Annotated in this window: 23 protein-coding genes and 1 pseudogene; 15 read left to right on the plus strand and 9 right to left on the minus strand. The window is 68.1% G+C overall.

The genetic code is table 11. The annotated features are described in order from the left end of the window. Positions 1–83 precede the first annotated feature (83 nt). The 4 genes from ACWD6P_RS02330 to ACWD6P_RS02345 all read left to right on the plus strand — a co-directional run bounded on the left by ACWD6P_RS02330 (position 84) and on the right by ACWD6P_RS02345 (position 4,922). Entirely contained in the window at positions 84–839 is a 756-nt protein-coding gene (locus tag ACWD6P_RS02330) for a PE-PPE domain-containing protein (protein WP_451442097.1), read from the plus strand. 145 nt (positions 840–984) lie between these two features. Beyond that, positions 985–1,656, plus strand: coding sequence for a HEAT repeat domain-containing protein (locus tag ACWD6P_RS02335; protein ID WP_451442098.1), 672 nt, complete (start codon positions 985–987; stop codon positions 1,654–1,656). 3 nt (positions 1,657–1,659) lie between these two features. Then, on the plus strand, positions 1,660–2,664 hold the full coding sequence (locus tag ACWD6P_RS02340; protein ID WP_451442099.1) for a HEAT repeat domain-containing protein: 1,005 nt from the start codon (positions 1,660–1,662) through the stop codon (positions 2,662–2,664). 197 nt (positions 2,665–2,861) lie between these two features. Further along, entirely contained in the window at positions 2,862–4,922 is a 2,061-nt protein-coding gene (locus tag ACWD6P_RS02345; protein WP_451442100.1) for a SpoIIE family protein phosphatase, read from the plus strand. Here the strand turns inward: ACWD6P_RS02345 and ACWD6P_RS02350 are convergent. The 3 genes from ACWD6P_RS02350 to ACWD6P_RS02360 are packed head-to-tail and all read right to left on the minus strand — an operon-like array spanning position 4,913 to position 6,107. Continuing rightward, on the minus strand, positions 4,913–5,065 hold the full coding sequence (locus ACWD6P_RS02350) for a DUF6131 family protein (protein ID WP_451442101.1): 153 nt from the start codon (positions 5,063–5,065) through the stop codon (positions 4,913–4,915). The genes ACWD6P_RS02345 and ACWD6P_RS02350 overlap by 10 nt on opposite strands. A 23-nt stretch (positions 5,066–5,088) precedes the next feature. After that, a complete protein-coding gene (locus ACWD6P_RS02355; RefSeq protein WP_451442102.1) occupies positions 5,089–5,517 on the minus strand; it encodes a hypothetical protein in 429 nt (142 codons plus the stop codon). 32 nt (positions 5,518–5,549) lie between these two features. After that, on the minus strand, positions 5,550–6,107 hold the full coding sequence (locus ACWD6P_RS02360; RefSeq protein WP_451442103.1) for a hypothetical protein: 558 nt from the start codon (positions 6,105–6,107) through the stop codon (positions 5,550–5,552). A gap of 335 nt (positions 6,108–6,442) precedes the next feature. Here ACWD6P_RS02360 and ACWD6P_RS02365 point away from each other — a divergent pair, with 335 nt between their 5' ends. From ACWD6P_RS02365 to ACWD6P_RS02405, 9 genes and pseudogenes are all read left to right on the plus strand, one after another. Next, complete coding sequence (locus tag ACWD6P_RS02365) at positions 6,443–6,763, plus strand: gas vesicle protein GvpO (protein WP_451442104.1); 321 nt, start codon at positions 6,443–6,445, stop codon at positions 6,761–6,763. 110 nt (positions 6,764–6,873) lie between these two features. Then, entirely contained in the window at positions 6,874–7,314 is a 441-nt protein-coding gene (locus ACWD6P_RS02370; protein WP_451442105.1) for a gas vesicle structural protein GvpA, read from the plus strand. Positions 7,315–7,317: 3 nt separating this feature from the next. Further along, complete coding sequence (locus tag ACWD6P_RS02375) at positions 7,318–8,031, plus strand: GvpL/GvpF family gas vesicle protein (RefSeq protein WP_451442106.1); 714 nt, start codon at positions 7,318–7,320, stop codon at positions 8,029–8,031. A 22-nt stretch (positions 8,032–8,053) separates the two neighbouring features. Further along, entirely contained in the window at positions 8,054–8,320 is a 267-nt protein-coding gene (locus tag ACWD6P_RS02380) for a gas vesicle protein GvpG (RefSeq protein ID WP_451442107.1), read from the plus strand. Between the two features lie 3 nt (positions 8,321–8,323). Then, entirely contained in the window at positions 8,324–8,818 is a 495-nt protein-coding gene (locus ACWD6P_RS02385) for a gas vesicle protein (RefSeq protein WP_451442108.1), read from the plus strand. Beyond that, entirely contained in the window at positions 8,815–9,699 is an 885-nt protein-coding gene (locus ACWD6P_RS02390; RefSeq protein WP_451442109.1) for a GvpL/GvpF family gas vesicle protein, read from the plus strand. Before ACWD6P_RS02385 ends, ACWD6P_RS02390 begins: the two co-directional genes overlap by 4 nt. A gap of 14 nt (positions 9,700–9,713) precedes the next feature. Next, positions 9,714–9,914: pseudogene (locus tag ACWD6P_RS02395) on the plus strand (gas vesicle protein); the annotation flags it as partial. 102 nt (positions 9,915–10,016) lie between these two features. Next, on the plus strand, positions 10,017–10,409 hold the full coding sequence (locus tag ACWD6P_RS02400; RefSeq protein ID WP_451442261.1) for a gas vesicle protein K: 393 nt from the start codon (positions 10,017–10,019) through the stop codon (positions 10,407–10,409). A gap of 79 nt (positions 10,410–10,488) precedes the next feature. Further along, positions 10,489–10,665, plus strand: a complete 177-nt coding sequence (locus ACWD6P_RS02405) for a hydrophobic protein (RefSeq protein WP_451442262.1) — start codon at positions 10,489–10,491, stop codon at positions 10,663–10,665. A 60-nt stretch (positions 10,666–10,725) separates the two neighbouring features. Here ACWD6P_RS02405 and ACWD6P_RS02410 read toward each other — a convergent pair whose 3' ends face one another. Further along, a complete protein-coding gene (locus tag ACWD6P_RS02410; RefSeq protein ID WP_451442110.1) occupies positions 10,726–11,298 on the minus strand; it encodes a hemerythrin domain-containing protein in 573 nt (190 codons plus the stop codon). Between the two features lie 309 nt (positions 11,299–11,607). On the opposite strand from ACWD6P_RS02410, the gene ACWD6P_RS02415 reads away from it, so the two are divergent. Next, positions 11,608–12,168 (plus strand): hemerythrin domain-containing protein, encoded by a 561-nt coding sequence (locus tag ACWD6P_RS02415; protein ID WP_451442111.1) that lies wholly within the window; start codon positions 11,608–11,610, stop codon positions 12,166–12,168. Between the two features lie 85 nt (positions 12,169–12,253). On the opposite strand, the gene ACWD6P_RS02420 is transcribed toward ACWD6P_RS02415, so the two are convergent. The 3 genes from ACWD6P_RS02420 to ACWD6P_RS02430 all read right to left on the minus strand — a co-directional run bounded on the left by ACWD6P_RS02420 (position 12,254) and on the right by ACWD6P_RS02430 (position 15,106). Next, positions 12,254–12,859 carry a lipoprotein gene (locus ACWD6P_RS02420; RefSeq protein WP_451442112.1) on the minus strand — a complete coding sequence of 202 codons (606 nt, stop codon included), beginning with the start codon at positions 12,857–12,859 and terminating at the stop codon, positions 12,254–12,256. 172 nt (positions 12,860–13,031) lie between these two features. Continuing rightward, positions 13,032–14,117: an AI-2E family transporter gene (locus ACWD6P_RS02425; protein WP_451442113.1), complete on the minus strand. Its 1,086-nt coding sequence runs from the start codon at positions 14,115–14,117 to the stop codon at positions 13,032–13,034. A 458-nt stretch (positions 14,118–14,575) separates the two neighbouring features. After that, positions 14,576–15,106 (minus strand): hypothetical protein, encoded by a 531-nt coding sequence (locus ACWD6P_RS02430; protein ID WP_451442114.1) that lies wholly within the window; start codon positions 15,104–15,106, stop codon positions 14,576–14,578. A gap of 358 nt (positions 15,107–15,464) precedes the next feature. Between ACWD6P_RS02430 and ACWD6P_RS02435 the strand changes: the two genes are divergently transcribed. Continuing rightward, positions 15,465–16,022, plus strand: coding sequence for a hemerythrin domain-containing protein (locus tag ACWD6P_RS02435; RefSeq protein WP_451442115.1), 558 nt, complete (start codon positions 15,465–15,467; stop codon positions 16,020–16,022). A 39-nt stretch (positions 16,023–16,061) separates the two neighbouring features. Here ACWD6P_RS02435 and ACWD6P_RS02440 read toward each other — a convergent pair whose 3' ends face one another. After that, the gene (locus tag ACWD6P_RS02440; RefSeq protein ID WP_451442116.1) at positions 16,062–16,775 is read right to left on the minus strand and encodes a GvpL/GvpF family gas vesicle protein; all 714 of its coding nucleotides are present in this window, start codon (positions 16,773–16,775) and stop codon (positions 16,062–16,064) included. A gap of 3 nt (positions 16,776–16,778) precedes the next feature. Further along, positions 16,779–17,273 carry a gas vesicle protein GvpJ gene (gene gvpJ / locus ACWD6P_RS02445; RefSeq protein WP_451442117.1) on the minus strand — a complete coding sequence of 165 codons (495 nt, stop codon included), beginning with the start codon at positions 17,271–17,273 and terminating at the stop codon, positions 16,779–16,781. Between the last annotated feature and the right edge of the window lie 218 nt (positions 17,274–17,491).

Raw genomic sequence — 17,491 nt, forward strand, 5'->3', positions numbered from 1 at the left:
GATTTCAACGGCGGTGGCTAGCGTCACCGCCGTTCGACGCAGGTACGTCTCAACCCGAGGGGGAGACCCAGGCAATGGCGAAGATGAGCAGGCTGACACGGGTGGTGGGGACCGCCGCCATGACGGGGGCGATGGTGGCCGGCACCGCCGTCGTAGCACCCACCGTCGCGCAGGCCGACGACGTCCACCACTACTACCTCGAGGTGGGTGGCACGGGCGCCGCGGCGGACGCGCCCGGGTGCACCACGAGCTATGGATTCGCGAACCAGCACCTGGACGAGGGCGACGAGGTCGTTCCGGTCTGCTACCCGGCGAGCGCCGGACCGTGGGTGGGCAGCAAGGCGTTCCAACCGGACCCGAGCGCACCGAGCTACGACGCCAGCGTGAACGAGGGGTACAAGAATCTGCTGGCGGCCGCCGAGGAGACCCACCGCCGCGACCCGAGCGCACGCCTGACGATCGTCGGCTACTCCCAAGGTGCACAGGTCGCGGACGTGGTGCTCCAGAAGATCGCCAACAATGAGACCGCCGTCCCGCGTTCGCAGGTCAACGGCATGCTGTACGCCGACCCGATGCAGCCCGGCACCGGAATCGCGTCCCGCGTACCGAAGGGCTGGAGCGCACTCGGGTTCACCTCACCCGGTGCCGGGCCGGAGGAGTTCCCGGGCGTTCCGGTCGAACGGTTCTGCATCCGCGGCGACGGGGTGTGCGACGCGACCTCGGTCGACTCCGTCCTCGGCTACTTCACCAAGCACGGGAACTACCCCAAGGACGGCAACGCCATGACCCGGACCATCGCCAACGACGGCGGCAACGGGATCACCTGGCTGGACTCCTAACCCACGATGCCCGCCGCCGCGGCCCGGGGGAGGCAGGCGGCGGCGGGACCCCGTGGGCAACGGACGACTGGCCCGCTCACGGCATGGCCCGCTTGACCTTGACACCGTGACAACGTCTTCACTGCAGCCAAGGAGGTGGTTCCCGATGACCATGCCGAGAGAGGACACGAACACGATGCGAGCTCTGCAGGGGCTGGAGAACAGCAGCTCGTCGGTGCGGCTGCAGGCAGCGCTGGCGGTCGGCACGACCCCCGACCCGCGGTTCATCGACAAGCTCGTCGAACGATGCGCGATCGACCCCGAATTCTATGTGCGGGAAATGCTGACCTGGGCACTCACCCGCCACTCCCCGTCAATGACCGTCCCGAAGCTCATCGACGAACTCCGCTCGGAGCGTGCGCAGGCACGAAGCCAGGCGTTGCACACGCTGTCCAAGATCGGGGACCGGCAAGCGTGGCCTGCGGTCACCCGGGCGCTGCTGACCGACGCCGACGACGAGGTGGCGCGGAGCGCCTGGCGGGCGGCGGTCGTGCTCGTGCCCGAAGGCGAAGAACCCGAGCTGGCCGGGGTGTTGGCGACACAGCTCGGGCGCGGCGAGCGGGAGACGCAGTTGAGCCTCAGCCGGGCGCTGATCGCACTCGGTGAGGTGATCATGCCGACCCTGCGTGCCGCGATGACGGATCACTCCCTTCGCATACGTCAGCACGCGATCGCCACGGAACGGCTGTGGCGCAACCCGGATGCCGGATTCGATTTCGCGATCGAGGAGGCGAAGCGCATCGTAGCCCTCGGCACGAACAGCCAGGAGGGGCGATAGGCAGTGTTGATCGGTGATGTGGCACGACGGTCCGGGGTCAGCGCCCGCATGCTCAGGCATTACGACTCGCTCGGCCTGGTGCGGCCGACGGGGCGTACCGAAGGCGGCTACCGGGAGTACTCCAGCGAGGACATCCGGCGGATCTTCCATATCGAGAGCCTGCGGTCATTGGGGCTGTCGCTGCGTGAAGTCGGGCGCGCGCTCGAAGATCCCGGTTTCACGCCCTCGGAGCTCGTCGCCGACCTCATCCGCCAGACACGAGAACGCATCGCGGCGGAGACGGAGCTGCTCACGCGACTCCGTCGGATCGGTGCCGCGGAACCCGCCGGCTGGGAGGACGTCCTCCAGACCGTTGCACTGCTCCATGCGCTGGGGTCGAAGAGCGCGGGGACGCGCCAGCGGGCGGCCCTGTCCTCGGCCGAAGAGGTTCCGGTGCCAGTGGAAGCGCTGGTGGAGGCAGCGCTGAGCGAGACGGACCCGATCGTCGCCGGAGCCCTTCGATGGGCTCTGGCGCGATCGGGCGAGAGCGGATTGGCGCTACTGGCGGAGGGCCTGGGCTCACCGGTGGCCGAGGTGCGGAAACGTGCCGTCCAGGCCATCGCCGAGATTCCGAACGGTGCGGCGACCGCACTGCTGCGGGACGCCCTCACCAGCTCCGACATCGTGGTCCGCAGGTGTGCGGCTCCGGCGCTCGGGGCGCGTGGAGTGCCCGACGCGGTTCCGACGCTCATCGACATGATCGTCGAGGAGACCAACGACGCCGATGCGGCCGATGCACTGAGCGCGCTGGCACGTGATCCCGCATGGGCGGACCGGATCGCCACCAGGCTCGTAGACCGCCTCGCCCACGGCACCCTCGAAGCGTCCGCACGCCGACGGCTGACCCAGGCGCTCGCGGAGATCCCGGGGACGACCACGACACGTGCCCTCGCAGAGCTGTCCCATGACGACGACCGAGCCGTTGCGCTCACCGCGACCTACATTCTCCAACTGCGCAACGCGCAATAACGCATTTCCTGGGGTGCTGCGGCCCGGGTGACGTCGTCAGCTCTGTTTGGAGCAGTCGGGCGCGACAGGGGAGTACCGGGCGGAGAAGCTGGCCCCAGTGCCCCTTGGAGAAAGAGACCACGTTCATCCCTACACACGACGGCAACAGCGCGACGATGGTGAGGTAGCCGGGCGCCTGGAGCAGGGAGGCACTGCCGATGAGCGACGGTTTCTGGAGTACCGAACCGACGCCCGCGGAGGCGGGCCCGGCGCTCCCGGGCGGGCTGCTGGACGTCCTGGGCGTGGCCGTGGTCGTGCTGGACTCCGAGGGGCGGATCGTCCTGTGGGGTCCGCAGGCGGAGGAGCTCTTCGGCTACGCCTCCCACGAGGCACTGGGTGCCTTGGCGGTCCGCTTTCTGGTGGACGAGGAGCATCTGGACCTGGCGATCGACCTGTTCGCCGAGGTCATCGAGGACGGCGAGCCATGGGCAGGGGTCCTGCCCATCAGGTGCAAGGACGGCAGTACGCGGCTGGTGGAGTTCCGCAATATGCGCCTGGAGGACCAGCACGGCACGTTCTTCGCCCTCGGCCTTGCCGGTGACCGCTCCACCCTGCGGCGGGTGGAGCGTGACCTGGCGCTGTCGGTGCGCCTGATCTCCCAGACCCCGATCGGGGTCGGCGTGCTCGACCCCGAGTTGCGGTTCGTCACCGTCAATGCCGCTCTGGAGCGCCTCAACGGTCTGCCGGCTGCGGAGCACATCGGCCGTCACGTCCGAGAGGTCCTGCCGTTCTTGGACACCGAGGCCATCGAAGCCACCATGCGGCAGGTGCTCGCCACCGGGAAACCCGAGCTGGACCAGTTCACCACGGGCCGTACCCCGGACAGCCCGGAGAGGGAGCGGGCCTGGCGGGTGTCGTACTACTGCCTGGAAGATCCCGCCGGCAATGTGCTGGGGCTGGCCACGTCGGTCGTCGACGTGACCGAGCAGCACTACGCGGCCATGCAGGCCGCCCGCGCCCGGCGGCAGCTGGCCCTGATCGCGGACGCCTCCAAGCGCGTCGGCACCACCTTGGAGGTGGACACCACAGCCCGGGAACTGGCCGAGGTCTGCGTACCAGAGCTGGCCGACGCCGCCACCGTCGCCCTTCTCGACCGCTTCACCGAATGCGCCCACCCGGCGGACCACCCTGCGTTCCACCTCGCCGCCGCGGCTCCGCCGGCGGCAGCAGCGCCCTGCGGCAGCTCCGTCCCGGACGCCGCCGATCCACTGGTCGTCCAGTGCCTGGAGACCGGCAAGCCCATACGTGCTCTGGGCAGCTCCCCGGCGGTGCCGCCGGATGCCTCCTCCCCGGTCCCGGACGGCGTTGCCCGGCATCCGCGCCTGGTGGTCCCCTTGATCGCGCACGACCAGGTCATCGGCGCCCTCGACCTGAAGCGCTCGACCACCTCCCACCCATATGACGACGACGATCTCTCCCTGGCGCAGGAACTCGCCTCCCGTGCCGCCGTCTGCATCGACAACGCCCGCGGATATCAGAGCCAGCGCCAAGCAGCCGAAGCCCTCCAACGCCACCTGCTGCCCCACCAGCCGCCCACCCGCAGCGGCCTGGAGATCGCCTACCGCTACCGGCCCGCCCGCTCCGCCGGCTCTGTCGGCGGCGACTGGTTCGACGTCATCCCCACCTCCCGGGAGCGGACCGCTCTGATCATCGGCGATGTCATGGGCAGCGGCATCCCGGCGGCGGCCACGATGGGACAGCTGCGTACCGCCATCCGCACCCTGGCGACCCTCGGCCTGGACCCCGCCCACATCCTCCAGCACGTCGACGCCAACGTCACCGGCCTGGAACACGACATCGCCACCTGCGTCGTGGCGGACTACGACCCGCACCAGGCCGCCTGCCGCATCGCCACGGCCGGGCACCTCCCCCCGGTCCTGCTGCGCGCCGGGCAGTCACCGGTACTGCTCGACCTGCCCTCCGGCGCCCCCCTCGGGGTCGGCGGCGTCACCTTCCACACCACACGACTGCGGCTCTCCCCGGGGGACCGGCTGGTCCTCTACACCGACGGCCTCGTGGAAACCCGCGATGAGCCGATCGATGACCGCCTGGCTGCCCTGCTGCGCGTCCTGGCCGATCCGCCGACCAGCCTGGAATCGGTATGCGACCTGCTCCTCAACGCTCTGCGCAGTGACGAGCACGACGACGCAACACTGCTCATCGCCCAGGCCACCCGACCGCCCGGCTCTCTCGGGCGCGAAGGCGGGCCCTACCAGTAGTGGCGTCGGCCGACGCCATGGCCGAGCGAGCCGAGCAGGAGCAGTATGGCGCCGATCACGGCAAGGATGATCCCGATGGTCCACAGGATGGAGATGCCGGTGAAGAAGCCGATCACCAGCAGGATGATGCCCAGAATGATCATGATTCTCTCCCGTCGCGGCCCGTTCAGGCGGTGAGAAGACGGTTGAAGAACGACCGGTAGTGCTGGAGCGCCTTACGCAGGTCTTCGGTGTCGGCTTCCTCGCCGCGCTTCCACTGGCCTTCCAGCCCTTGCTTCTGTTCGGCGAAGGTGGTGGCCAGCGTCTGCATGACGTCGGCGACCAGGGCATCCGCCGACCGAACGGCGTCGCGCGGGTCGTCCACGAAGGTGCTCTGGATCTTGTCCCAGCGATCGCGGAAGGTCTGGTCGTCTTCCCCTGAGAGGAGCGGGGGCGCTTCGTCGCCACCTGACGGCCCGGCTTCCTCCTCCAGGGTCCGCTCGGTCATGGCAGCGGCCTCGGGCGGTGCCTCGTCCGGCGGGGCCTGTTTCGGCTGGGCGAGGTCTTCGGTGGACAGACCCGTGCTCATGGGGTCCGAGGTGGGGTCGCGTTGCATGGGTCCTCCTGGTGCGTCTTTCGCGGCCCGGGTCAGGCGCGCGCGTGGCGAGTCTGTCCGCCGTTGGTGAGCAGTTCGTCGAACAGGGCGCGGTAGTGCGTCATGGCCCCTCGCAACTGCTCCGTGGTCGCCTTGTGTTCCGTGCTGAGGGTGTCGATTTCATGGGCTTCCCGGTAGTGCTTCAGAGTGCGCCCGTGCTCGACGGAGAGGTCTTTGAGACGTTGCTCGAAGTCCTCCGTGGGGTAGCCCCGTTCGTGCATGAGCGAGGTCACCAGGCGGTCCGCGTCGTGCACGGCCTCCTCGGGCCGGTCGACGAATTCGTGCTGCACGTCGTCCCAGTCGTGCCGGTAGCGTTCCCGGCGCCCCTCTTCCAAGGGTTTGATGTCGAGCGCGTCATGCCGCTTCTCGCGGGCCCTGAGTTCCCGCTCACCGGCTATACGGCTGTCGGCGCCTTCCACCGTCCGGTCGTACTCCGGTCCGAAGCGCTCGCGCAGGTGGCGATGGCGCATGAAGAGCCCCACGGCCACACCGATCAGAATCAGCACTACGGCCACGGGGATGACGATCGCCAGAAGAGTCCCTGTTGACATGAAGAGCAACCTCCCTCGATGCAGATCGCCCCACCATTTTATGCCTTTTGTTCGATATCGCCTGAATTAGGTTTATGTTTGAACTAGATCGCCTCCCTGGTCGCACGATGAGCCCCCGGTCGAGGCGCTCAAGCGCGGGCGAGGGCGTCACAGGGTCGGCCCGTCCGCTGAAGCCGAGGTCCCCATCCCCGGTAAACGGCACCCCCGAAATGCAGCCCCGCACGCGGTTGCCACGCATAGGCCCGAGACCCGGGGGCACCCGAACCTCTATCGCCAGCAGACGGCCAACCGTCCTTCGACAGAAGGCAACCCCACGACGTACGACAGGCGGGATCATGGCGACCGAGGAAGAGGATGGGGACGACCAGGAGCGCAACGCAGCGGACAGCGGCAGGGCGGAGCGGATCGCGGCTTCGACGGCAATGCGCCATGCCGCACGGCAACTTGCGGAGATGCTCTCAAGCGAGCCGGGCACGGTCTCGGCGCTCAAGCCCACACACGACGGTTGGTCGGCGAACGTGGAGGTCGTGGAGATCGAAAGGGTCCCTGACACCACGAGTGTGATGGCTTCCTACCGCGTTGATCTGGACCCCCAGGGCCGGCTCCGGCAATACGAGAGAGTGCGTCGATATGCGCGGGGCCACCTCGACACCTGAGTTGTGCGGCGTCGACACCTGAGTTGTCAGACGTCCGGCAGCGCATGGCGTGAATCGTGACATGACCGGTTCCATGACCCGCTCCAGTCCACTGGAAGGGACGATCGACCGTGACTGTCGTTCAACAATCCAACGCGCCGACCAGCGGCAGCGGCTCGGGAAATCTCTATGACGTCCTTGAGCTGATCCTTGACCGGGGGCTCGTCATCGATGCCTTCGTACGGGTCTCCCTCGTCGGCATCGAAATACTCAAAATCGATGTGCGTGTGGTCGTCGCGAGCGTGGACACCTATCTGCGTTTCGCCGAGGCATGCAATCGCCTGGATCTGGAATCCGGCCGTAAGGCGCCGAGCCAGCTCACCGATCTGGTGGGTGAGGCGACCGAGCACGGCGCCAAGGGAAAGTCCAAGGGCGCCCTGGCAGGCGCCGTGGAGGCAGTCAGTGAGTCCCTGCACAAGGGCCGGGAACCCCAGGAGGAAGAACCAGGCCCGGCCCGCAAAGCGTCCGCCGCCGCCGGACGTCGTACCGCCCGCCGCCGTGAGGAGGACTGACCCATGACGACATACGTCTACGCCATCACCAGGGCCGAACACCCCCTGCGGCTGTCCGGAATCACCGGAGTGGGCAACCCCGCGGCGCAGCTGCGCACCATCCGGACGAAGGATCTGTGCGCGGTGGTCAGTGACGCGCCGGCGGAGCTCCGGGCCAAGCGCCGGGACGTGGTGGCCCACCAGGACGTCCAGGAGCGGCTGATGGCCGACGGCGCCTCGTTGCCGATGCGCTTCGGGCTGGTCGGCCCCGACGACGATCAGGTCGCCTCCGTGCTGGAGGAAGCCCACGACACCTACACCCAGCGCCTGGAAGAGGTGGCCGACTGCCGGGAGTACCACCTCAAGGTCGCCCGCGACGAGGACGACCTGGTGCGCGAGATCGCCCAGGAGTCCGCCGCGGTACGCCGGCTCAACGACCGCACCCGGGAGAATCCCGGCGCGTTCGACGACAAAGTGGCGCTCGGTGAGCTGATTTCGCAGGAGATCCACGACCGCCAGGAGCGGGCCCGTACCGACATCGTGACCCGGCTCGCCCGGTCCGCGGTGCGCACCGCGGCCGGCGAACCGACCAGGCACCATTTCCTCAATGCGTCGTTCCTCGTCGAGCGGGAGAAGGCGGTCGTCTTCGCCCATGCGGTCGACGAGGAGGCGCGGCGGCGCGGCCGGACCTACAGTTTCCATTTGTACGGCCCGCTGCCGCCGTACAGCTTTGTCTGAAGCGGCGCGCGGAGAGATCGGAATGGGCCTCTTCACACAGCTTCTGACATTGCCGATGGCCCCGCTCCGGGGCACGGTCTGGGTCCTTGACCAGGTGATGCTCGCCGCGGAGCGCGAGCATTACGACCCCGAGCCGGTCCGTGAGGAACTGGGCATTCTGGAAGAGCAGTTGTTGTCCGGCCATATCGGGGCCGAGGAATTCGACGTACGCGAGGACGAGTTGCTGGACCGGCTGGAGTGGCTGGAAGCAAACGCGTCCCGCGTGGAGCCCGCGAAGGAGGAGAGCTGACACATGTCCGATTCGCTGGCCGGACGTTTGGGGCCCACGGCCCCGTACAGCGGTCAAGGAGCCTCCGCCAATCTGGCCGACATCCTGGAACGCGTCCTGGACAAGGGCGTCGTCATTGCCGGCGACATCCAGATCAATCTGCTCGATATCGAGTTGCTGACCATCAAGCTCCGCCTTCTCGTCGCCTCCGTCGACAAGGCGAAGGAGATGGGCATCGACTGGTGGGAGTACGACCCCTCGCTGTCCTCCCGTGCCCGGACACCACAGCGGGCCTCCGAAAGGCGTCCGTCGGTCGCCGGCAGTGAGCCGCCGGCCGATGCGCCACTGGCCGAGGAGAACAAGAAGCTCCGTGCCGAGCTGGCCGAGCTGCGGGCGGCGATCGGAGCTCCCAACGGACCCGGGGTGCACCAGTTGGACCAGGAGGTGAACCGGTTGGACCAGGAGGAGAGCCGGCTGGATCAGCAGGCGAACCGGTTGGATCAGGAGGAGGGCCAGTGAACGCTCATACGCCGGTCGCGGACGGCCCAGCCGCATCGTCCGGGCAGCCCGCGCACCAGCCCACCGCCCCCCAGGAATCCGGTCCCTGGTCCTCCTACGTCTACGCCGTCGGCCGCGCCGCCCCGTCCTTCGGCGCCGCGGCTTCGCAGCTCACCGGTCTGCGGGGCGGCCGTGTGCGGGCAGTCGTCGCCGGCGACCTCGCCGCGCTGGTCTCCTCCGTTCCGGCGCACACCTTCACCACCGACGGCATGAAGGCCCAGCTGGAGAACCTGGCGGACCTGGAGGTCATGGCGCGTACGCACCATGCGGTCGTCGAGGCCGCGCACGCCGACGCGACCGTACTCCCCATGCGGCTGGCCACGGTCTACCTCGACGATGACCGCGTGCGGTCGATGCTTCAGGAGCGCTGTACGGCTTTCGGTGAGCTGCTCTCCCGGCTCGAAGGCCACGTCGAGCTGGGCGTGAAGGTCCACGCGGTCCCACGCGCCGCCGCAGCGGCGCCTGACGCAACGGGCGCGGACCCCGCATCCTCCCTGGCCAGCCCGGGCCGCGCCTATCTGCAGCGGCGTCGGGCCCAGCAACGTACACATCGCGAGGCGTACCGTGCGGCGGGCAGCCTCGTCGGCGACGTACGGAGCCGGGCGGCGAGCCTCGCGAGGGCCGTGGCCCGGCATCGCACGCAGCAAGGTGAACTGGCGCCCGGCACGGGCGAGAACCTCGCCAACGAGGCCTATCTCGTCCCCGCCGACCGGATCCGGGAATTCCATCAGGCGCTGGTCGGCCTGGCCGATGACGCCATCGGCGTACGCATCGAGATCACCGGCCCCTGGGCGCCGTACTCCTTCGCGACGTCACCCCCGGCGGACGGGAGCATGGGATGACCCCGATGACCCCGATGCCCCCTGACGTGACGGAAGAGCCATTCGAGTCACTGGAGACATCCGAGCGATCCGAGCGATTCGAGCCATTCGAGTCACTCGCGGGTCGGCAGATCGCCCTCATCGATCTGCTGGACCGTCTCCTGAACGGAGGTGTCGTCCTCACCGGAGACATCGTGCTGTCCATCGCCGACGTGGATCTGGTGTGTATCGACCTGCGTGCGGTCATTCGGTCAATTGCGCCCGACGACCCGCACCCACCTCCTTTTCATCCTTTTCATCGTCCCCTGGAAGGAATGCTCCATGACAAGGAATGCTCCATGACGAGGAACGCCCCGGCACGCTCCCCGCAGACAAACACGGCCGCGGCAAAGCCGGTCGGAATTTCCCAGCGAATGAAAGCCGATCCGGAGACGGTTGAACGGGACCTCATCAAACTGGTGTTGACGGTGGTCGAGCTCCTCCGGCAACTCATGGAGCGCACCGCATTGCACCGCGTCGACCAGGGTGACCTGAGTGACGACCAGGAAGAACGGATCGGCATGACGCTCATGATCCTCCAGGACCGCATGTCGGAACTCTGCGACACCTACGGGCTGACGATGGACGACCTCAACCTCGACCTGGGCCCGCTGGGTTCACTGCTGCCACGCCCCGATTCCGGCGGAACTGCCCCGTGCCCTTTGAAAGCCCAGTGTTTCAGCGGAAGTTAGCGGGCAAGGCGACCAAGAGTAAGAGTACCCGCACCAATTCCCCACCCACCGACTCAGCGACTCAGAAGAGGTGAAGGAAATGGTCCCCCTGCTTCTCGTCCTGCTTATCGCGTTGATTCTCTTCGGCGCCGGTTTCGCGTTGAAGGCGCTGTGGATAGCTGCCGTTGTCGTATTGGCGTTCTGGCTGCTCGGCTTTCTCATGCGTTCCACCGGTACCGGTGCCGGTGGCCGACGCGGACGCTGGTACCGGTGGTGAGACGGCTTGAGAAGCAGCCGCCAGCGCCCGGCCCGCAGGGGCCGTCGGCCCACTCCCCGATCAGCTGGTGACGGGGTGGCCGCGGCTCGTGGTGTAGTCGCGCACGCGGTCGACCAGCCCCACCCCAGGAGCCAGGAGCTTGCTCAGCGGCGCGACGCCGGGCGCCTGGGGGTGACGACGGGGGAGGGCGGCCCTCTTCGCCTCGCGGACCTTCTTCCCGAGGTTCTCCAGGACGAAGGGGAGGACGCGGTCGCGCACCCGGGGGAAGAGATCGCGTTCCTGGTCCTCCGTGTGCGTCGTGACCTCGGCGCGCAGTTCTCGTACGAGCCGGTCGAGGTCACGGTCTTCGGCATTGCGCCCTTCGAGGTCTTTGAGCCGCTCCTCGATGCTGCTGTGTTCGGCGATCTCGTTGTCCGCCCAGCGTCTGCCGTTCTCCAGATGTTCGCGCACGGCGGGGTAGAGATACATCTCTTCGGCGACCGAGTGGCGGACCAGCTCAATGGTCAGGGCGTCCAACAGCAGCTTCCGCTCGGTGCGTCCGAGGGCTTCCTCGGACAACTGCTCGAAGAGCTTGTCCGCTTCCCGGTGGTCGGCGGTCAGCTCCTCGATGATGTCGGCGTCGTCGTGCTCCATGATCTGTCTGCCTTTCCGAGGGCGCTGCGACAGACGGCCCCGGGCCCGACAGCGCAACGGCTTCGCCCCCCTCCAGCGTCGCACGCCTGCCTCGCCCCAGCGCTTCGGGAACGGGCGCGGCCCGCCGGGCAGCAGCAGGCCTGCGGTGTGGGTGCCCCGACATGCCGCAGCACGGGTGATGGTCGGGCGCCAACCAGGGCCGAGGCCCGCCTTACCCCGTTAAGCGAGCGCCGAGCCCGGGAACACGTGGTGAACGCCCGCCGCACCACTGCGCGGGCTCTTGGGACCACTGCTTTTCAGGAGGCGCGCATGACGCATGGCGGCAACATCATCGAAGAACTGACCACGGACCATCGCGAGGTCAAGGACCTCTTCGAGCGGATCGCGGCCCTGCCCAGCGGCCACCCCGAACGCAAGCGGCTCATCGATGAGGCCACCATCGAGCTCGTACGGCACTCCGTCGCGGAGGAGCAGTACCTGTACCCGTCGGTGCGCGAGCATGTGGACAACGGCGATGTGATGGCGGACAAGGAGCTCAAGGACCACGGGGAGGTGGAGAAGATCCTCAAGAAGGTCGAAGGCTGCTCCGCCGACGACCCGCAGATGGACCAGCTGTTCATGGCACTCAAGGAATCGGTCACCAGCCATGTGCAGGACGAGGAGGCCAATCTCTTCCCCCAGCTGCGGGCGGCCTGTTCCCCCGAGGCCCTGGACAAGCTGGGCGACAAGATCCGTATGGCGAAGAAGATGGCTCCGACCCGTCCGCACCCCTCCGCCCCCGTCAGGCCGCCGGCGAACAAGCTTCTTGCACCGGGGGTCGGCCTCGTGGACCGCGCCCGGGACTTCGTCACCGGCCGCGGGAAGTCGTAAGGGGTCCGATCCGTCCGGCTGAGTCGACTGGGCGGCTTCGGGGCGTGCCCCGGGGCGCGGCGGCGTCGCTCAGGAGGTCGGGAGGTCAGGAGGTCAGGCCGAGGGTCTTCTTGGCCAGCTCGAACGCCGGGAGCATCGCCTTGTGCTCGTCTGCGTTGAGCCCTCCGAGGTGGATGACCACGCCACCGTGCTTGGTCATCACGGCCAGCGCGCGCTCGGGCCTGACCTCGCCGGCGGACAGGTCGGTGACGGTGTAGCTGGCCTCGGTGGCGGGCAGGCCACCGGCCTTGGCCTTGCGGAACTTGACGTTGCTCTTGAAGTTCTCGGCGGCGACGAACTTCTTCATCAGGGCGCGGGCGCTGCCGCCGGGCGCGGCAGCGCCCTTGGTGCCGGACCACACGGTGAGGAATCCGATGTGCCCGGCCGGCTTGGCGTCGAGCTCGCAGGCGGGTGTGAGCGGCCCCTGGTGGCCGAGCGGGCCCATCCGGTCCACCGTCTCCCGCGTGATGGCCTGTGCCTTCCAGGACGTCGCGAGGGTGAAGCGCACCGGCAGTTCGCACGCCGTGCCCTTGTCGCCCAGCTTCTTCTCGGCGACCTTCTTCTTCTCGTCCCCGCCCCAGCCGAACGAGCAGCCGCTGAGCACGCTCATCGCGACCAACGCCCCCACCACGGCCTGCGATGCCTTGCGCATTCCGAAAATCCCCCACTGTTGAGCATGCCGTCACTGTTGGCATGCCGTTTTGAAAAATCGCCGCAGCCTATACGACACGTTTGAACTTGAACCAGAGCTTTTCCGACGCCGCGGGGCGCGGGGCGCGCGTTCGCCGTCCCGTAGGGAACAGGGGAAGGGGACAGGGGAGGCGTCACGCTGGTGAACCGGCGGCCGGGGCGCGGAGGGCCTGGATCACGGACCAGGCGACCGAGACCATGGGGACGGCCACGACCGCACCGACGACCCCCGCGACGATGCTGCCGGCGATGACGCAGATGGCGACGACGACCGGATGGAGCCGCACCGCCCAGCTCAACACGAGCGGGTGCAGCACATGGCCTTCGAGCTGGCCGATGACGACGATGAGTGACAGTACGAGCAGGGCGATGAGCGGGCCGCGACCCGCCAGAGCCACCATGGTGGCCACCGCCAGTGCGATGGGCGAGCCGATCAGCGGGACGAAGGTGGCGATGAACTCGAGCAGGGCAAGTGGCAGGGCCAACGGCACCCCCAGCAGGAACAGGGCGAGTCCGACGAGCAGGGCGTTGCTGCCGGCCACGATGATGATGCCGCGGGTGTAGCCGGCGAAGGTGTGCCACGCCGCCCGCCCGGCACCATGCCACCGGGAACGGGCGGTCTCCGGCACCTGGCCGCAGGTCCACAGCCACAGCCGTTCGCCCGAGTGGATGAAGAAGACCGAGCAGAAGAGCGCCAGCGCACCCCCGGTGACCAGCTCGATGACCCGGCCGGCTCCGCTGAGCGCGCCGCTGATCAGGGCGGAGCGGTGCGAGGCCAGGAAGGAGACGATCTTTTCTTGCAGGTCGGCCAGCGCGGCATGGCTGACGTGCAACGGAGGGCCTTCCAACCATCGCTTGATCCGGTTGATGCCCCCGCCGAACTCTCCCACGAGCCGGTCCCATTCCCCGGCCACCGCGTTGCCCACGAGCGCCAGCAGCGCCAACAACACCACGATGCTGCCCAGCAAGGAAATCACCACAGCCAACGCTCGGGGCAGTCGGCGGGCCATCAGATCGGTCAGGGGGCGCAGCACCGAGGTGATCACCAGGGCGACGAACACCGCGACCGCGACGAGCTGGAAGCGGCCCAGCACCGTGAACGCCCCGTACACCGCTACTCCGACTGCCAGCAGCCGCCACGCGTACGCGGCGGCCATCCGCAGTCCGGAGGGGACCGGTGCACCGGCGGCGCGCGCCCGAGCACCGCGTACGGCGGACATCGACCGGCCCCGGCCTGCCGCCCCCGTGGAACGGCTGCCCAGAACCACGGGCCGTGGCCGGGGGTTCCCCGCTCCCCGCCTGCTGGGCCGCTGTGCGGGGCGGCCATACCTATTGCTCACCTGGGCACTTCCTCCCGCGCCCCGCCGCGGTTCGCGCCGCTGGGGAGACGCCCGCCTCGGGCAGGTCTCTGTGAGTGATCAAATGATCATTTATCCCAGAAGGCATGGAGGAAAACCACCGCCACCCCCGGGCCCTGCCTGGGCTCGCTCACGGGTGTGAGCAGCGCCTGAACACCGTCAAACGGCCGGATCAGGCTCCTTGATCCTTGATCCGGCCGGGACGCGCCCTCGACGGTTCCACACCTCCGAGAGGCCTTCACCTTCGAGAGACCCTCACCTTCGACGCGATGCCGCTGGCAGCGTCGACCGCGCGCCCGCCGCAGTGGCCAGAGGCGGGCTCACCGGTCGGTCTCCGCGTTCCGTTCACTGGACCGGTCGGACAGGAGCATCCTGGTGGCCCTGGCATGCAGCCCATCCAGCAACTCTGTCTGCTGACGCGCTCCGTCCAGGAGTTCGTGGAGCCGTCGGCCGTCCAGGCGCGGTTCCTGGGGCGCCCAGTCCAGGAGAGTGCGCCATAGGAGTGTCTTGCCCTCGACACCGAGACGCAGCGCCTCCAGCTCGACGACCGTGCTGAGACCGGAACGACGGAGGACGCGGCCATTGGGCTTCAGTCGCCTTAACTTCTCACCCGTCCAGGCTCCGTAGACCTTGTATCGGCGGACGGGAACGCCGAGGGAGGCCATGAGGCGCAGAAGTGCCTGCCGGTCGAGTGAGATCTCCGCGGCGAGGCTCTTCAAGTCACCGCCGAGGCCCGTACGGCGGTGAGCCCGGGCCATGCTTCGGCAGAGCTCGACACCGGCCGTGGCACCGGCAAAGTGATCATTGAGGTAGACCGCGACCATCCGCGATTCCGCAAGCGAACCGCCCATGACCGACCTCCCTAACTGGGACCAGGTGATCCCTCCTGCGCCTGAGTGGCCATTTTCGACCCATCCCACCGTGACCGCCTGCGAAGCCCGGCTCAGGCGCGGTCGTCCAAGGGGATGAGCCGCGCGAGTCGACGATCAGGCCAGGGTCTGCGTATAGACGATCAGGCCAGGATCTGCGTACTGCGTACATCCCGTGGCGGCCCTTCAGCGGGAGCAATACCACGCATACGGGTGTTATTGCGGCCCACGATCGGGAACCCGTGGTGCGACGGCCGGAGAGGCCGCCAGGGCCTTTCCGACCCTGACCCCCATCTGACCCATCGGACAGGCCCTGGCCCGACGTGAAAGGTGGCGTGCCGTGGAGCATGGCGGGGACGTGATGACGGAGCTGACCGCGGATCACCGTGGGTTCGCGGAGCTTTTCAAGCAGTTCCATGACGCGCCTGTCGGCAGCGAGCGCCGCAAGCTCCTGGTGGATGCGTTGACGATTGAGCTGGTGCGGCATTTCGTTGCGGAGGAGCAGCATCTCTACCCCGCGGTACGTGAGCACATGGAAGAGGGGGATGCCCTGGCGGACAAGGAGATCGCCGACCACGCCCGCGTCGAAGAACTGCTCAAGGACCTCGAACAGCGCGACGCCGGTGACCCCGACTTCGACCGGCTGGTGGTGAAGCTGCACACCGAGGTCACCGCGCACGTCGATGACGAGGAGAACCACCTGTTCCTTCGGCTGCGCGAGGAAGTCCACTCCTACGTGCTGGAAGAGCTGGGAAACAAGGTCCGGGCCGCGAAGGCGACGGCCCCGACCCGCCCGCACCCCAGCGTCCCGAGCACGCCACCGGTCAACAAGCTGCTCGCCCCCGGCCTGGGGCTGGTGGACCGGGCGCGCGACTACATCACCGGCCGCGGGAAATAGCCGGGCCGCCGCCAACCTCTCCAGCGACTGACCATCGCCTCAAACGAAGCTGTAGGCGGGCAGCGGGCCGTGCAGCCGCAGGTCGAAGTCGTCGCCCAACTCGTCGACGAGCTCCCTTTCGGCGGAGCGGAAGCGCTCCTCGTGGTCCCGGTCCACGAGGAAGGACACATTCAGGAAGTCGTTGCCGATCGGCTCTGACACGCGTTCCTCCCGCGCCAGTCCCCGCAGCGTCTCGATGACGGAGGCGGCGAGCCGCTCCTGGCGGGCTTGCACCTCCTGGGCGACCAGTTCACCAAGGGCGACCGGCAGATCTGGACCGCCGCTGCCGCTTTTGATCTGCTCGTTGAGTCCGCGTGCGTCATCGGACTCCATAAGGATCTGGCGCAGCAACGCATCCTCGTCCTGAGCGGCCTTCAGGTGGTACTCGGCGCAGCCCTCCAGGGCCCGCAGTCGCTGGGTGAAATCGTCGGCGCCGTCCTCCAGCACCGTGCGTATGGCGTCATCGTCCGTGGCGGTGAAGCCGAACCTCAACGGCAGGACCGTGCCGTCGGCCATCAGGCGGATCTGGACGGCCTGGTGGGCGAGGAGGTCGCGGCGTTTGGGCTGCAGGTCGTCGGGGGCGTCGCTTACGACTGCGGAGAGCCACCCGGCGGATACCGTACGCAGCTCACCGGGCGGGTCGCCCACGCCGTCCAGGCCGTCCAGGCGCTGGGGGTGAGTGCTGGCGACGATCGAGTAGACGTAAACGGCCATCGCTCATTCCCTTCGGCGCCGGGCTGGCCGCTGGGGTGGCCGCTCCCGCTTGCGCGCGGGCTCCTTCTCGCGCGCGGGCTCCTGCTTCCTTTCACCCTTCCTTTCATCCTCCCTTTCGTCGGACTCGTCGTCGCCCGCGCCGACGCCCTTGAGAGCGTCGGTCACCGCTTCGGCAGCACCGCTGAGCGCCCCTTTGGCTTTGCCCTTCGATCCGCCCTCCGTGATCTCACCGATCATGTCCGGCAGTCCCGCGGGCTTCTTGGCTCCGGCCTCCAGGTCGAGGCGATTGCAGGCCTCCGCGAAACGGAGATAGGTGTCGATGCTGGCCACGACGATGCGGGCTTCGATCTGGAGGATCTCGATGCCGATCAGCGACACCCGGACGAAGACGTCGATGACCAGGCCGCGGTCCAAGATCAGGTCGAGGATGTCGTAGAGGCTGCCAGAGCCCCCGCCACCCCGGGAAGCGGCTCTTTCGCCTTGCGGCACCATCGTCATGGTGCCTCCCTTCGCCGGCTCACCCCGTGCGCGGTGAGTGGCCGTGCCGTTCGCCTGGCGAACGGTGCTGCCGTGACGGCCCGGCGCGGGCCTCTAGCGACGTGAGTCGGTCCCGCGTCGCGTGTAGCGGCAGGGAGGCGAGGCGTTTCTAAGCCGCCAATTCCTCCTCGCCACTAATTCCTCCTCGCCACTCAAGGGGAGCCATTACATGATATCGA

Source organism: Streptomyces sp. NPDC002446, from assembly GCF_053595675.1.

Excerpts from the sequence above, each read along its gene's own strand:
- ACWD6P_RS02330 (WP_451442097.1), top strand. The coding sequence starts at position 84 with ATGAGCAGGCTGACACGGGTGGTGGGGACCGCCGCCATGACGGGGGCG.
- ACWD6P_RS02335 (WP_451442098.1), top strand. The coding sequence starts at position 985 with ATGACCATGCCGAGAGAGGACACGAACACGATGCGAGCTCTGCAGGGG.
- ACWD6P_RS02345 (WP_451442100.1), top strand. The coding sequence starts at position 2,862 with ATGAGCGACGGTTTCTGGAGTACCGAACCGACGCCCGCGGAGGCGGGC.
- ACWD6P_RS02350 (WP_451442101.1), bottom strand. The coding sequence starts at position 5,065 with ATGATCATTCTGGGCATCATCCTGCTGGTGATCGGCTTCTTCACCGGC.
- ACWD6P_RS02355 (WP_451442102.1), bottom strand. The coding sequence starts at position 5,517 with ATGCAACGCGACCCCACCTCGGACCCCATGAGCACGGGTCTGTCCACC.
- ACWD6P_RS02360 (WP_451442103.1), bottom strand. The coding sequence starts at position 6,107 with ATGTCAACAGGGACTCTTCTGGCGATCGTCATCCCCGTGGCCGTAGTG.
- ACWD6P_RS02365 (WP_451442104.1), top strand. The coding sequence starts at position 6,443 with ATGGCGACCGAGGAAGAGGATGGGGACGACCAGGAGCGCAACGCAGCG.
- ACWD6P_RS02375 (WP_451442106.1), top strand. The coding sequence starts at position 7,318 with ATGACGACATACGTCTACGCCATCACCAGGGCCGAACACCCCCTGCGG.
- ACWD6P_RS02380 (WP_451442107.1), top strand. The coding sequence starts at position 8,054 with ATGGGCCTCTTCACACAGCTTCTGACATTGCCGATGGCCCCGCTCCGG.
- ACWD6P_RS02385 (WP_451442108.1), top strand. The coding sequence starts at position 8,324 with ATGTCCGATTCGCTGGCCGGACGTTTGGGGCCCACGGCCCCGTACAGC.
- ACWD6P_RS02400 (WP_451442261.1), top strand. The coding sequence starts at position 10,017 with ATGACGAGGAACGCCCCGGCACGCTCCCCGCAGACAAACACGGCCGCG.
- ACWD6P_RS02405 (WP_451442262.1), top strand. The coding sequence starts at position 10,489 with ATGGTCCCCCTGCTTCTCGTCCTGCTTATCGCGTTGATTCTCTTCGGC.
- ACWD6P_RS02410 (WP_451442110.1), bottom strand. The coding sequence starts at position 11,298 with ATGGAGCACGACGACGCCGACATCATCGAGGAGCTGACCGCCGACCAC.
- ACWD6P_RS02415 (WP_451442111.1), top strand. The coding sequence starts at position 11,608 with ATGACGCATGGCGGCAACATCATCGAAGAACTGACCACGGACCATCGC.
- ACWD6P_RS02420 (WP_451442112.1), bottom strand. The coding sequence starts at position 12,859 with ATGCGCAAGGCATCGCAGGCCGTGGTGGGGGCGTTGGTCGCGATGAGC.
- ACWD6P_RS02425 (WP_451442113.1), bottom strand. The coding sequence starts at position 14,117 with ATGTCCGCCGTACGCGGTGCTCGGGCGCGCGCCGCCGGTGCACCGGTC.
- ACWD6P_RS02430 (WP_451442114.1), bottom strand. The coding sequence starts at position 15,106 with ATGGGCGGTTCGCTTGCGGAATCGCGGATGGTCGCGGTCTACCTCAAT.
- ACWD6P_RS02440 (WP_451442116.1), bottom strand. The coding sequence starts at position 16,775 with ATGGCCGTTTACGTCTACTCGATCGTCGCCAGCACTCACCCCCAGCGC.
- gvpJ (WP_451442117.1), bottom strand. The coding sequence starts at position 17,273 with ATGACGATGGTGCCGCAAGGCGAAAGAGCCGCTTCCCGGGGTGGCGGG.